The following is a 12,883-nucleotide window of genomic DNA, read 5'->3' as shown; positions in this document are numbered from 1 at the left end:
GCCCTGAGCGTGCACGGGATAGCGGCCCGCGGCGCGGGTGATCTTCCGTCGCTGTTCGAACAGTTGGATCGCGGCGTCCCCGATGTGCTGCTGTTGGATATCGGTACCCGCGACAGCGCGACGCTTCTGCAGGTGGCCTCCGACATCGGTCCGGATGTCCGGGTGATCGTGACCGGTCTGACCGCGGATGCCGAGTCCGACATCGTGGCGTGCGCGGAGTCGGGTGTGGCGGGTCTGCATCTGCGGACAGAGTCCTTCGATGAACTGCTGGCGATGATCCACGATGCCGGCAAGGGCCCCGCCGCATGCTCCGCGGCGGTGTCGGCCATCCTGATGCGGCACGTGTATGCCCTTGTGGGACAACCCGACCCCAAGTCGTCAGAGCGCAATCCGGGGCTCAGTGCCCGCGAGGGACAGATCCTGCGACTGCTCGAGGAGGGTCTGTCCAATCAGCAAATCGCCTCCCGGCTCAACGTGACGATCCATACGGTCAAAAATCACGTGCACAGCCTGTTCGGCAAACTGGGTGTGGCCTCGCGCGCGGAGGCCGTCGCTGCCAACCGGTCGATCCGCCACGATGCGCCAGGCACCGGCGGGGTTGCGCGATAAGCCGGTCGACGGGTTCACAATCCGGCCGAGTGCATCTCCGGGTACAGGTATCGTCGATCGAACCAACCGATTCCCGGGGTGTAAGACGTGGAGAACGAGCCAGATAACAACGCGGTGCATCCACCGCGTCCGGAGAATGCCGGTGACGCCTACAGTGTTGCCGCGCCGACACGCGGGGCCATCCGCTCCCAGGAGCCGGGAATCACCCGGCCGCGCCCAGCCACCGTCGCCGAGGCGCGGGCCCGGGACAAGGCGCGCAAGGCGCGCGAAGTCGCCGAGCAGTTCGCCGCGGAGCAGGCCGCCAACACACAGCGCAGACGCGAGCAGAGCAAGAAGACCCTGATGGGAGCGGTGGCCGTGGTCGGGGTGGTCGCGGTGGTTGCCCTCGGCTATCAAATGTCCAAAAGCGACCGGGACGTCACGGCCTCCTGTGTGGACGAAAACAACGTGGTGGTGCCGGACAGTTATTGCGCGTCGGGAAGTCCGGGTATCGGCGGCATCTTCATTTGGGCGGGCGCGCCCTACCGCTACTACTACGGCGGATCGACCGGCGGTGTCGGCACCCGCGCCACCGGAGGGACCCTGACACAACCCAGCGGCACGATCGCCAAGACCAAGTCCGGCTCGTCGATCACCCGCGGCGGCTTCGGGTCGTCCAGCGCCGGCAGTTCGGGCGGCTGAGTGCGTCGGGAACACAGGGCTCCCCGGCCGGGCTGGGAGCAGATCGTCGCCGCCCAGGGCATGTGCTTCGACGAACCCGCCCGATACGCCGACGGCTCGGTGCGCCCCTACTGGGACGAGTCGGTGCACTACGTGTTCGGTATGGACGAGGTGTTGTCCATGGAGGCCAGCGTCGAGGTGTTGCACTCGATGTGCCTGGAGGCGGTCGAGCATGTGGTGCTCACGGAGCGGTTCGCAGACTTCGGGCTGCCGGAGTGGAGCTGGGAACCCATCGCGAAGTCCTGGCGGCGCAGCGACCCGTACGTCTACGGCAGGTTCGATCTGCGTTACGACGGAAAACGCCCGCCGGTGCTGCTGGAGTACAACGCAGACACTCCGACGACGTTGCTCGAGGCCGCGATTCTGCAGTGGCACTGGAAGACCGACGTCTTCCCCAACGACGACCAGTGGAACTCCCTGCACGAGCGCCTGGTCGAGCGCTGGGCAGAGATCCGGCTGCGGCTGGCCGGCGAGGAAACTCATTTCACATGGTCCTCGGCCGATCCGACGGGTGAGGACAACGTGACCCTGGCCTACATGCAGGAGTGTGCGGCCGAGGCGGGCCTGCATACGGTCGCCCTGGCGATCGAGCAGCTCGGCTACGACGGCGACCTCGACCGCTTCGTTGATCTCGAGGAGGCACCGATCTCCTCGATCTTCAAGCTCTACCCGTGGGAGTGGGTGCTCGACGACGAATTCGGCCGCCGCGCAGTGGATCTCCTGCCCGAAACGATGTGGATAGAGCCGCTGTGGAAGACGCTGCTGAGTAACAAGGCGATCCTGGCGGTGCTGTGGGAGATGTATCCCGGGCACCCCAATCTGCTACCGGCCTACCTCGACGAACCGCACGAGCTCACCGATTATCTGCGCAAACCGAAACTCGGCCGCGAAGGCGCAAACATCACCGTCGGGGCCCCCGGCCACCAGATGGAGACCGGTGGCGTCTATGGGGAGGAAGGCTATGTGTACCAGTTGTTCGACCCGCTGCCGCAATTCGGCGACATGCATCCGTGCCTGGGGGCGTGGATCGTCGGCGACGAGTCGGCCGGCCTGGGCATCCGCGAGAGTCCCGGCCTGATCACCGACAACATCTCGGCTTTTGTGCCACACCGTATTGAGTTATGACCCGCTAAGGAGTTTCGATGCTGGCTACCGCTCTGGATCCCGGATACTGGTCGACCGTCGGGAACGGCGTTTCGGCCATCGCGCTCTACACGATCCTCGGGGTGGCGCTGGTGGTGCTGGGCTTCTTCGTCATCGACTGGACCACACCGGGGCCGCTGCGGACGCTGGTGATGGCAGGCCGGCCGAACGCCGCGGCGATCGCAGCCGCCGGGGTGGTGTCCATCGCCCTGATCGTGGTGATGACCATCTACTCCTCGTCGGGAAACCTCATCCAGGGCCTGGTGGGAACGCTGGTCTTCGGCGTCCTCGGGCTGGTGGCCCAGGCGCTCTGCGTGCGGCTGATCGGACTGGTCACCGGGATCGACATCGGCGCGGTGCTGGCAGCGGAACGCTTCGTCCCCGAAGCCCTGGTCGTCGTCGCCTCCTACTTTGCTTTCGCCCTCATCATCGCGATCGCAATCCTGTAGCGATCCGGTTCGATCAGCGATGAGCGGACAGCAGAGTTGGCTGATCCCGGTGATCAGTGCATCTGCCAGCCTGCTCGGCACGTTGGTCGGTGGTGTCACGGCGTACTGGACCTCCAAGAAATCTTTCGAGCGGCAACTGGCCTCCGAGCAGAGCGCCCAACGCAATACCCAGCTACGGGAGGCGTCGATCCGCTTCATCACCACGATCACCGACATACCGGTCGTCCAGGCGGGGATGGCCCGGGCTTCGGCGGAGTGGGGTCCGGTTCTGGGGCAGATGGCCGCAGCCGAGTCCGACCGGGACTTCGTCGCTCTGGCGCGGACGATCAGTCCGGCGATTCCGCCGGACAGCCGCCGGGAGGTGGCCTTGGTGGAGTTGATGAGGGCCACCGGTGCTTTCGACGACGACGTCCGTCGCGCCGTCACCTTGCTGACCGAGTTGCGGCTGGTCGCTCCGCGTGACGTGGCCGAGAGCGCCCAACGGGTGCTCTACAGCGCCACGACCCGGGAACTGGCGATGGCGTTCTCCCCGCGGCGTCAGCGGCGCGCCACCGAGTCGTTCAACCGGGAAGTCAACGACTTCTTCAATCGGGTGCGCCACCACATGAACGTTGAAGACATCGACTTCGACTTCTTCAACGAGGGTGTCATGCTGCGCATCCTTCAAACCTGATCGGCGGGGTTCTCACCGAGCGCCTCGGCCACGGCCCGCTGGAACACCGCCTCCTGTGGCACCACGCCGGTCCAGCGTTCGAAGATCTGAATCGCAAGTTGCACAAGCATTTCCACGCCATCGACGACCGGGCAGCCGTGATCGCGGGCGGCAGCCAGGAACGGCGTGATCCGTGGGTTGGTGATGACGTCGATCGCGACGCAGGTCGGACTCACGCTGTCCCAGCGCACCGGGACCGGCTCCAACTCGGGCGCGCAGCCCAGGTGCGTGGCGTTCATCAGCATGCCGGTGCCCGGCCCGACAGTCACCTGCTGCTCCCACGGCTGCCACTGAGCGGGCACGCCGGAAACTCTCGTGACGGTGTCGGCGACCTCGCGGCCCTGCTCCTCCCGCCGGGTAACCAGGGTCAGGTGCGCTGCTCCAGCCCAGGCCAGTTCGACGGCCATCGCCCGCCCGGCGCCGCCGGCGCCCAACATGACCACCCGTTGGCCCTCGATGGGGGCGACCTTGCGAATCGCCTTGACCACGCCCTTGCCGTCGTTGTTGTGACCGATCAGCCGGCCGCTCTCGATGGTCATGTAATTGGCGGCGCCGATCGCGCGGACATCCTCGTCGGCGTCGTCGAGCAGGGGGATCACCGCAACCTTCCACGGCACCGTCACCGCCATGCCCCGGTATCCGAGCGGACGCAGCGCCGCCACCGCCAGTGCGAGGTCGTCCTCGGTCGCGATGTCGTTCTTCCAGAATTGCCACGGCAGACCGTAGTGGGCGTAGACGGCGTCGAACATCCGGTCAATCGGGTTCTCTGCCACGGGGTGGCCGAGCATCCCCGTCATCTGCTTCTGAGCGGGGATTGCGCTCCGATCTGTGCCCATGACGGCGATTATTCGGGCCCCCGGCCGGATTGGGGGCCGAACGTGCTAGGTCGTGCCGCAGGAACAGTCCGGTCCGCAGCTACAGGTCGTACATGTGCAGTTCGGGTTGGTGCAGGCAGCTGTGCTGACCTGTCCGCAGGTGCAGCCCGGTCCGCAGGTGCACGGTGAGCAGGTGCAGTTGGGGTTCTCGCAAGTGGCGGGTGCGCTCATAGACCTATGTTGCCACGCGACTTCGCCGCGAACGAGGGCTCAGCCGACCCGGTCGTCGCGCCGCGCGGCGGTGATCAGATCGTCGCGGGCGCGGGCGACCCGGGAGCGGATGGTGCCCAGCGGGCATCCGCAGATCTCGGCGGCTTCGGCGTAGGACAGGCCCAGTACCTGGGTGAGCAGCAGCGCGTCGCGCCGGTCCGGTTCCAGACCGTCGAGCAGCACCTTGACCTCGACGATGTCCTCGAAACGTCCGTGCGAGCGGTCCAGCAGGCCCTCCAGATCCACCTGCGCGACGGTCCGGGGCCGGGCCTGGTTGCGCCGGATCTGGTCGACGACCACCCGACGCGCGATCGACAGCAACCAGGTGCGTGCCGAGGACCGTCCGGCGAACCGGGGCAGCGCCCCGATCGCCCGCAGGAACGTCTCCTGGGTCAGATCGTCGGCGCTGCCGGGGTCGGCCAGGAATGCCACCAGCCGCCATACGTCGCGTTCGGTGGCCCGGATGAACTGATCGAGCGCTCGGCGGTCGCCACGGCCGGCGGCCAGCGCCAGCTGGGTCACGTCGTCGTTGATCACTCTGAGCACCCTAGGGGATGGGAGGTCCCGGCGGGGTGCGGGCGCGGGATCAGCGGGTAATTTGGCGTCCGAGCGGAACTTCGGGCCGTCGCTATCCGACTGTTCGGGTAGCTGATCGCCCACCCGGAGGAGGACGATGACCACGACCGCGGTCGGCGCGATCGAGGCGCCCCGGGTGCGTCGCGTCGAACTGGACGTGTCGGGGATGACCTGCGCCGCCTGCGCCAATCGGGTGCAGACCCGGCTGAACAAGCTCGATGGTGTCCGGGCGTCGGTCAACTACGCGACCAGAGTGGCCACCGTCGATGCGCCGGAAGCGTTGTCCCTGACCGATTTGTGCGAGGTCGTCGAACGGGCCGGGTACCAGGCGAACCTGCGCGCCCCTTGCGGCGATGAGCGACCCGATCCCGATGCCGCGGCCGCCCGGTCGCTGCTGCGCCGGCTGGCGGTGGCCGCGGTGCTGTTTGTGCCGCTGTCGCATCTGTCGGTGATGTTCGCCGTCCTGCCCGGCACCCGGTTCCCCGGCTGGCAGTGGCTGCTCACCGCGCTAGCGATCCCCATCGTCACCTGGGCGGCGTGGCCCTTCCACCGGGTTGCCTGGCGCAATGCCCGCCACCGCACGGCCTCTATGGAGACCTTGATCTCGGTGGGGGTGACTGCGGCCACGCTGTGGTCGCTACACACGATTTTCGCCGGGCACCGGGAGCGCCGCACGACCGGGTTGTGGCAGGCGCTGATGAGCAGCGACGCGATCTACCTCGAGGTGGCGGCCGGGGTCACGGTGTTCGTCCTGGCGGGCCGTTACTTTGAGGCGCGGGCGAAGTCCAAGGCGGGCAGTGCGCTGCGGGCGCTGGCGGCATTGAGTGCCAGGAATGTCACCGTGTTGTTGCCCGACGGCGGCGAAATGGTCATCCCTGCAGAGGAACTCAAGGAACAGCAACGTTTCGTGGTCCGGCCGGGTGAGACCATCGCCACCGACGGTTTAGTGGTCGACGGCATTGCGGCCGTCGACATGAGCGCCATGACGGGGGAATCGAAGCCGGTCCGGGCGGTCGCCGGGGACAGTGTCGTAGGGGGAACTATCGCGCTCGACGGCCGGCTGATCGTGGAGGCCGCCGCCGTCGGAGCCGACACCCAGTTCGCCGGCATGGTGCGACTGGTGGAGGAGGCACAGGCGCAGAAAGCCGATGCCCAGCGCCTCGCCGACCGTATCGCCGGGGTTTTCGTCCCGGCCGTCTTCGCGATCGCCGGGTTGACTGCCGCCGGGTGGCTGCTGGCCGGCGCCGGAACCGAGCATGCCTTCTCAGCCGCATTGGCGGTGTTGGTCATCGCCTGCCCGTGCGCGCTCGGGTTGGCCACCCCGACGGCGATGATGGTGGCCTCCGGACGGGGCGCGCAGTTAGGCATCTTCCTGAAGGGATATCGCGCCCTGGAGGCCATCCGGACGGTGGACACCGTGGTGTTCGACAAGACCGGCACCCTGACCACCGGCCATCTGAGTGTCACCGCGGTGACCCCGGCCGACGGGTGGGCCGCCGACGAGGTACTGGCGTGTGCGGCCGCGGTGGAATCCGGCTCCGAGCACTCCATCGCCACCGCGATCCTGACCGCCGCCCCCGACCATGCCGCCGTCGAGGACTTCCGGGCGATACCGGGCAGTGGTGTGACCGGCGTCGTGGACCGGCGAGCGGTGGAAGTGGGCCGCCCGAAGTGGATCGGGCGGAACAAGGCGGTGCCGGAGTCGGTGCAGACTGCCCGGCGGGCCGCCGAGTCTGCGGGCCAGACCGTCGTGCTGGTCGCTGTCGACGGCGCGGTTTGCGGGGCGGTGGCGGTCGCCGATGCGGTGAAAGATTCTGCGGCGCAAGCTGTCGCAGCACTGCACCAGCGTGGTTTGCGCACCGTGCTGCTCACCGGAGACAACGCCACTGCCGCCGCCGAGGTCGCCGCGCAGGTCGGCATCGAGGAGGTCATCGCCGAGGTGCTGCCTGAGGGCAAGGTCGACGTCATCGAGCAGTTGCGCGAGCGCGGTGCGGTGGTGGCGATGGTGGGTGACGGCATCAACGACGGCCCGGCGCTGGTGGCGGCGGACCTGGGTCTTGCGATCGGCCGGGGGACCGATGTTGCGATCGCCGCCGCTGACGTGATCCTGGTGCGCGACGATCTGCGGTCGGTCCCGCAGGCCCTCGACCTGGCGCGGGCGACACTGCGCACCATCCGGGTCAATCTGGGCTGGGCGTTCGGCTACAACGTGGCGGCGATCCCGATCGCTGCCGCGGGACTGCTCAATCCACTGATCGCCGGCGCTGCGATGGCTTTCTCGTCGTTCTTCGTCGTCTCCAACAGCCTGCGGCTGCGCAACTTCGGTGCCGCCGGTTCCGACCCGAAAGGTTGATATGTCTCAGACGTTTTCGGTCACCGGGCTGAACTGCCAGAGTTGTGTCAACCACGTCTGCGGCGCGCTGAGCGCACTGCCCGGCGTGGACTCCGTGCGGGTTGATCTGGTGGCGGGGGGCGTCTCAACAGTGCACATCGAAGCCTCCCGGATGCTGGGCGATGACGAGGTTCAGAGCGCGCTGGCTGAGGAGGGCGACTACACCCTGGCCCGTTAGCGGTCAGCGTTTCTTGGCAAGCTCCCGAAGCATGTTGTTGTAGGCCTCCATCTCGTCGTCGGCATAGCTGGACTCCGCATGACGGTCCGAGCGGGCCGCGGCGCGGCGGTCTTGGCGCGCCCACTGGGTCACCAGGGCGACGACGACCATCACCAGTGGCACCTCGCTTGCGCCCCAAGCGATTGCGCCGCCGAGGTGCTGGTCGTCGTTGATGTTGGACACCCAAGGTAGGGCCAGGCTGCGGTAGAAATTGCCACCCACGGTGTAACTCATGGTCATCAGGGCGATACCGAATAACGCGTGAAACGGCATGACCGCTAACAGCATGGCCAGCCGGCCGATGAAGGGAAGCCGTCGCGGACCGGGGTCGACGCCGATGATGCCCCAGTAGAACAGGTACCCGGTGACCAGGAAATGCACCGCCATCAACTCATGGCCCCAGTGGTAGCGGATGAGGGTGTCGAAGAGCGGTGTGAAGTACACCGCGTACAGCGAGCCGACGAACAGCACGAACGCCGTCGCCGGTTGGGAGAGAAATCCGGTGATCGGGGAGTGAACCAACCGGGTGATCCACTCCCGGGGACCGGGTGGGTTGCCCGCGCCCGCCGTGGGCAAGACCCGCAGCGCGAGGGTGACCGGTGCGCCGAGGACCAGCAGCACCGGTGCGAACATGTTGAGCGTCATGTGCTCGACCATGTGCACGCTGAACATCGCCGATCCGTAGGATCGCATCCCCGAGCAGGTGGCCAGCAGCACCGCGGCGCACCCGGCCAGCCAGCCCACGGTACGGCCGACCGGCCAGCGGTCGCCGCGCCGGCGCAGCCGGGCCACCCCGAACAGATATCCGCCGGCAAGCACGAGGGCCACCGCGCCGAGGAAGACGTCGAAACGCCAGAACGTCGCCAACCGCCACGCGGTCGGGGCGCCCGGCAGTTGATAGCCCAACAGGATGTCGAACACCGTTGGCTGCTGAGCGAGCAGTCGCGGCGCGGTCTGCACGGCCATCAACGCCAGCGCCGCCAGGGTTGCCATCGCGGCCAGCGCGCCGGCCGGGCCGGGGGCGGTGCGGGTCCGCACCGCCTTCGCGTCGGTGATGAGAGTGGCCAGCAGCAGTGCAGCGGCCATCAGTGCGAGCCGGCCGTACTCCGATGCCAGGTCGGCGGCGCCGATCCGCAGCACGATCAGCAGCGCGCCGTAGGCGGCGGCCACGGCTGCGGCGCTCAGCGGAACGAACACCACCCGGCGACGCAGCGCCGCATCGGGCGGTGCCACCGCCGCTGTGATCGTGACCCCGGCCCACACCGAGATGGCGACGGCGAACACGATCATCGCGCTGGTGGTGTAGTCGTGATCGGGTCCCTGGCCGGCGTCGCCGGTGACCGGAACGGCCACGACCCCGACGATTGCCGGAATCAGCAGCGGCACATGCCATTCCCAACGAAGAACCAGCCGTGAGGTTGCGGTGAGCACCGCGGCGCACACCGCCGCCACAAACCATCCGCGTGCGCTCTCCGATGCGCCCAACGCGGCGGGGAACCCGCCGCTGCTCAGCACCCGCGTCGTCGACACACCCGCGTCCGCGGCGGCCTGCACCACCACCATGACCGACGCGGCGATCGTCCACAGCGGCGAGAGCCGTTCGACGACGAGGTGGGCCCGGAACGCGCCCGCGTCGATGACTCCGCGCTCGTCGAGTCGCGCGGTGATCAAAACGACGATCAGGCCACCCAGGCAGGCGGCTCCGGCCACCGCGGCGGTGAAGTAGCCGACGCTGCGGGCCGCCGTCGTCGCCGCGGTCGGGCTGAGCACAGCCGCCACGTAAACCCCAACGGCTGCCGCGGCGACGGCGAAACCGGCCAGCAGCAGCCAGCCGGCGCGTGAACGGGTCGGCTGAGGGGCCGTCGACGTCATAGGCTCCAATCCGGTTTCCACCGGCGAGTCTATAACCGCCGCCGCTGCTGCGGCGGCGCCGGGAACTTTCCACTCGCCGTTGTCGACCTATTGCCTGTGACGATGACAGCAGGAGCAGCGCGATGATCCAGGATGTCGGACTTCGGTGGTTGGTCACGCTGTTGTTCGTATTCAGTGCCGCGGTGTGTGTGCGGGCCATGGTGGCCGGCCGGCATGCACCGGCCACCCTGATCAGTCACTCGCTGCACGCCCTGATGGCGATTGCGATGGCGGTGATGGCGTGGCCGCGCGGCGCCGATCTTCCGACGCGCGCCCCGATGCTCTTTTTCGCCGCCGCCGCAGTGTGGTTCGCGGCCATCGCGGTCACCGGCCGTGCGCACCGGGCGGCCAACGGCTACCACGCGCTGATGATGGTGGCGATGGCCTGGATGTATGCCGCCATGGGCGGTCTGCCGCTGCCGAAGGCGTCGGCGGAGTCGGCCCCCGATAGCAACATGGACATGGACATGACGGCGAGGTCCGGCCATGCCGGTCACGCCGGCCACGCGGGCCATGCCGGGCACGGATCACTCACCGCCCCCGGTCACACCGGGGCGGACTCCGCGTCGTGGATCGGGATCCTCAACTGGGTGTGCGCGGTCGGCTTCGGGGTGGCCGCGGTGTTCTGGTTCTACCGGTTCGTCACCAGTCGCCTGCAGTCGGGATCGGGCACGGCGGGGCAGAGTCTGGGCGTTCTGTGCCAGTTCGCGATGGCGGCAGGCATGGCGATCATGTTCGCCGTGATGCTCTGAGGTTCAGGCCGCCGAGTCGCCGGTCGGCCGGAGGTGGCTGCGCCGACGACCCCGGGAAGCGTTCGGCGGTAACACGATGTCCTTGGTGGCGTCCTTGGTGGCGTCCTTGGTGGCGTCCTCGGTGACGTCCTCGGTGACGTCCTCGGTGAGGGCGGTGCCCTTTGGGGAGTCCCCGTCACGACGATCATCACGCCAGACCAGCCACGCCAGCGCAGCACCGGCCAGCACCGGCAGATGGGTCAGGGCGCGGTCGAGGGTGACTCGTCCGGTGGCGGCGTCGACGACGACGTAGACGGCCAGGACGGCAATGAAGGCGGCCAGCACCCACGCCAACCCTCCGGCGACCGCGGGCCGTAGCGCCGCTGCCACCATCACCACACCCAGTGCCGCCGACCAGGCCGTGGACTCGTTGAGGATGTGTCCGCCCATGGCCGCATGCTCGACTCCGAGATGGGCCCCCAGGCCCTGGGCGATGGCCAACGCCACCTGGACCACACCCACCACCCCCAAAGCCCAGCGCGGCCACGGCACCGAGACCGCACGCCGAAGCCGGGCCGGATCCGGCGGCAGCGGCCGGACCGCGGTGACCTGCGAGCGTCCGGCAAGCCGGCGCAGAAGCCGGGTCTGCTCCACGGCCGCGGCCTGCCAGTCCCGACAGGACGAACAGGCAGCCAGATGCTCGTCGACGCGCGCGGCGGGGATGGGTTCACGCTCGGCGTCGATGCGCGCTGACAGCGCCTCCCGCGCGGTGTCGCAGTCCATGCACCAATAGTCGCGCACTGCGGCGGGTTTGTTCCCGACATCCACAGCCGGACCGGCCGGGGTCGGCGAGGGGGGACGCCTGCCGCTAGTATCTGCATATGCGCGCAGATAAGCAGACTTGCCGTCGGCGTCTGGACGTCGATCAGGTGGCCCTGATCGTGGAGGTGTTCCGCATGCTCTCCGACGCGACCCGGGTGCAACTCCTGTGGGCGCTGGCCGATCGGGAGATGTCGGTCACCGAGTTGGCCGAGACCGTCGGTAAACCCGCGCCGGCGGTGTCCCAGCATCTGGCGAAGCTGCGGATGGCACGACTGGTGCGGACCCGCCGGGAGGCCACCACGATCTACTACAGCCTGGAGAACGCCCACGTCGCCCAACTCGTCACCGACGCGGTGTTCAACGCCGAGCACGCCGGGCCGGGGATACCGGGCCATCACCGCGAGGAAGGCGAACTGGCCAGCCTGCATCCCGGCCGTCAGCGCAGGGGGAAGGCGCAATGAGCCACCTCGCGGGCCGACCGGACCCCCATCCCACCGATCACCCTCACCCCCACGAGCATCACCATCGGGGCGGCGTGATCGGTGCCCTGCGTGAGCTGATCTCACCCCACAGCCATGACCACATCGACGCCGTCGACGACGCACTCGCCTCCAGCGCGCAGGGCATCCGGGCGGTGAAGATCAGCCTGGTGGTCCTCGGGCTGACCGCAGCCTTCCAGTTGATCGTCGTCGGCTTTTCCGGATCGGTGGCCCTGGCCGCGGACACGATTCACAACTTCTCCGACGCGCTCACCGCGATCCCTTTGTGGATCGCGTTCGTCGTAGGCCGGCGGGCCGCCAGCAAGCGCTACACCTACGGGTTGGGCCGGGCCGAGGACCTCGCCGGATTGTTCGTCCTCGTCATGATCGCCGCGTCGGCCCTGCTCGCCGGTTTCGAGGCCGTTCGCCGGCTGATCACTCCGGTCGGCATCGACAACCTCGGCTGGGTGGCAGCCGCCGGTGTGATCGGGTTCCTGGGCAACGAACTGGTCGCGGTCTACCGAATCAGGGTTGGCCGGCGGATCGGGTCGGCAGCCTTGGTTGCCGACGGCCTGCACGCGCGCACCGACGGATTAACCTCGCTGGCAGTGGTTTTCGGCGCTCTCGGGGTGTGGCTCGGCTTCCCGCTGGCCGACCCGATCGTGGGTCTGCTGATCACCCTGGCGATCCTGGCGGTGTTGCGCACGGCTGCCCGCGATGTGTTCGCCCGACTGCTCGACGGAGTGGATCCCGGTTTCGTGGAGTCCGCCGAGCGCGCCCTTGCCGCTGAACCCGGTGTGGTGGGGGTGCCGCGGGTGCGGATGCGCTGGATCGGTCACCGACTGCACGCCGACGCCGAACTTGACGTCGACCCGGCGATGAGTCTGCAGCAGGCCCACGCGCTGGCGCACCAGGCCGAACACACGTTGAGCCACGCGGTGCCGCGGCTGTCCTCGGCGGTCATTCACGCCTATCCGGCCCACGAGGTGTCGCGGCGCTGACTCGGCCGACGGGTGTAGCTTATTGACAACGATTAT

At 68.3% G+C, this 12,883-nt stretch carries 14 protein-coding genes; 10 read left to right on the top strand and 4 right to left on the bottom strand.

Annotated features, from left to right (window positions below; genetic code table 11):
• The 5 genes from ADBZ5N_RS07440 to ADBZ5N_RS07420 form a co-directional block, all read left to right on the top strand.
• On the top strand, positions 1 to 609 hold a 609-nt coding region (locus ADBZ5N_RS07440), incomplete at its 5' end, for a helix-turn-helix transcriptional regulator (RefSeq protein ID WP_526256851.1).
• 180 nt (positions 610 to 789) lie between these two features.
• Positions 790 to 1,290, top strand: a complete 501-nt coding sequence (locus ADBZ5N_RS07435) for a hypothetical protein (RefSeq protein WP_526256853.1) — start codon at positions 790 to 792, stop codon at positions 1,288 to 1,290.
• Positions 1,291 to 2,454, top strand: a complete 1,164-nt coding sequence (locus ADBZ5N_RS07430) for a glutathionylspermidine synthase family protein (RefSeq protein ID WP_526256850.1) — start codon at positions 1,291 to 1,293, stop codon at positions 2,452 to 2,454. It begins immediately after the preceding gene.
• A 17-nt stretch (positions 2,455 to 2,471) separates the two neighbouring features.
• Positions 2,472 to 2,921: a DUF350 domain-containing protein gene (locus tag ADBZ5N_RS07425; RefSeq protein WP_526256849.1), complete on the top strand. Its 450-nt coding sequence runs from the start codon at positions 2,472 to 2,474 to the stop codon at positions 2,919 to 2,921.
• A 19-nt stretch (positions 2,922 to 2,940) separates the two neighbouring features.
• Complete coding sequence (locus ADBZ5N_RS07420; RefSeq protein WP_526256848.1) at positions 2,941 to 3,594, top strand: hypothetical protein; 654 nt, start codon at positions 2,941 to 2,943, stop codon at positions 3,592 to 3,594.
• Here the strand turns inward: ADBZ5N_RS07420 and ADBZ5N_RS07415 are convergent.
• Together ADBZ5N_RS07415 and sigC are read right to left on the bottom strand one after the other, a co-directional pair.
• A complete protein-coding gene (locus tag ADBZ5N_RS07415; RefSeq protein WP_526256847.1) occupies positions 3,585 to 4,469 on the bottom strand; it encodes a shikimate dehydrogenase family protein in 885 nt (294 codons plus the stop codon). The two genes, ADBZ5N_RS07420 and ADBZ5N_RS07415, sit on opposite strands and share 10 nt — an antisense overlap.
• Before the next feature lie 249 nt (positions 4,470 to 4,718).
• Positions 4,719 to 5,264: an RNA polymerase sigma factor SigC gene (gene sigC / locus ADBZ5N_RS07410; RefSeq protein WP_526256846.1), complete on the bottom strand. Its 546-nt coding sequence runs from the start codon at positions 5,262 to 5,264 to the stop codon at positions 4,719 to 4,721.
• Positions 5,265 to 5,391: 127 nt separating this feature from the next.
• On the opposite strand from sigC, the gene ADBZ5N_RS07405 reads away from it, so the two are divergent.
• A complete protein-coding gene (locus ADBZ5N_RS07405; protein WP_526256845.1) occupies positions 5,392 to 7,647 on the top strand; it encodes a heavy metal translocating P-type ATPase in 2,256 nt (751 codons plus the stop codon).
• Between the two features lies 1 nt (position 7,648).
• Positions 7,649 to 7,864: a heavy-metal-associated domain-containing protein gene (locus tag ADBZ5N_RS07400; RefSeq protein ID WP_526256844.1), complete on the top strand. Its 216-nt coding sequence runs from the start codon at positions 7,649 to 7,651 to the stop codon at positions 7,862 to 7,864.
• 3 nt (positions 7,865 to 7,867) lie between these two features.
• On the opposite strand, the gene ADBZ5N_RS07395 is transcribed toward ADBZ5N_RS07400, so the two are convergent.
• Positions 7,868 to 9,775 carry a cytochrome c oxidase assembly protein gene (locus ADBZ5N_RS07395; RefSeq protein WP_526256843.1) on the bottom strand — a complete coding sequence of 636 codons (1,908 nt, stop codon included), beginning with the start codon at positions 9,773 to 9,775 and terminating at the stop codon, positions 7,868 to 7,870.
• Positions 9,776 to 9,897: 122 nt separating this feature from the next.
• Here ADBZ5N_RS07395 and ADBZ5N_RS07390 point away from each other — a divergent pair, with 122 nt between their 5' ends.
• A complete protein-coding gene (locus tag ADBZ5N_RS07390; RefSeq protein ID WP_526256842.1) occupies positions 9,898 to 10,566 on the top strand; it encodes a DUF5134 domain-containing protein in 669 nt (222 codons plus the stop codon).
• Positions 10,567 to 10,569: 3 nt separating this feature from the next.
• Here ADBZ5N_RS07390 and ADBZ5N_RS07385 read toward each other — a convergent pair whose 3' ends face one another.
• On the bottom strand, positions 10,570 to 11,328 hold the full coding sequence (locus tag ADBZ5N_RS07385) for a zf-HC2 domain-containing protein (protein WP_526256841.1): 759 nt from the start codon (positions 11,326 to 11,328) through the stop codon (positions 10,570 to 10,572).
• A gap of 98 nt (positions 11,329 to 11,426) precedes the next feature.
• On the opposite strand from ADBZ5N_RS07385, the gene ADBZ5N_RS07380 reads away from it, so the two are divergent.
• Both ADBZ5N_RS07380 and ADBZ5N_RS07375 read left to right on the top strand, forming a co-directional pair.
• The gene (locus ADBZ5N_RS07380) at positions 11,427 to 11,828 is read left to right on the top strand and encodes an ArsR/SmtB family transcription factor (RefSeq protein ID WP_526256840.1); all 402 of its coding nucleotides are present in this window, start codon (positions 11,427 to 11,429) and stop codon (positions 11,826 to 11,828) included.
• Positions 11,825 to 12,847: a cation diffusion facilitator family transporter gene (locus ADBZ5N_RS07375; RefSeq protein ID WP_526256839.1), complete on the top strand. Its 1,023-nt coding sequence runs from the start codon at positions 11,825 to 11,827 to the stop codon at positions 12,845 to 12,847. Before ADBZ5N_RS07380 ends, ADBZ5N_RS07375 begins: the two co-directional genes overlap by 4 nt.
• The last annotated feature ends 36 nt before the right edge of the window (positions 12,848 to 12,883 follow it).

Origin of the sequence: Mycobacterium sp. (assembly GCF_044370595.1) — a bacterium.
Classification (GTDB): domain Bacteria; phylum Actinomycetota; class Actinomycetes; order Mycobacteriales; family Mycobacteriaceae; genus Mycobacterium.
This window is presented reverse-complemented; position numbering and strand designations above follow the sequence as displayed.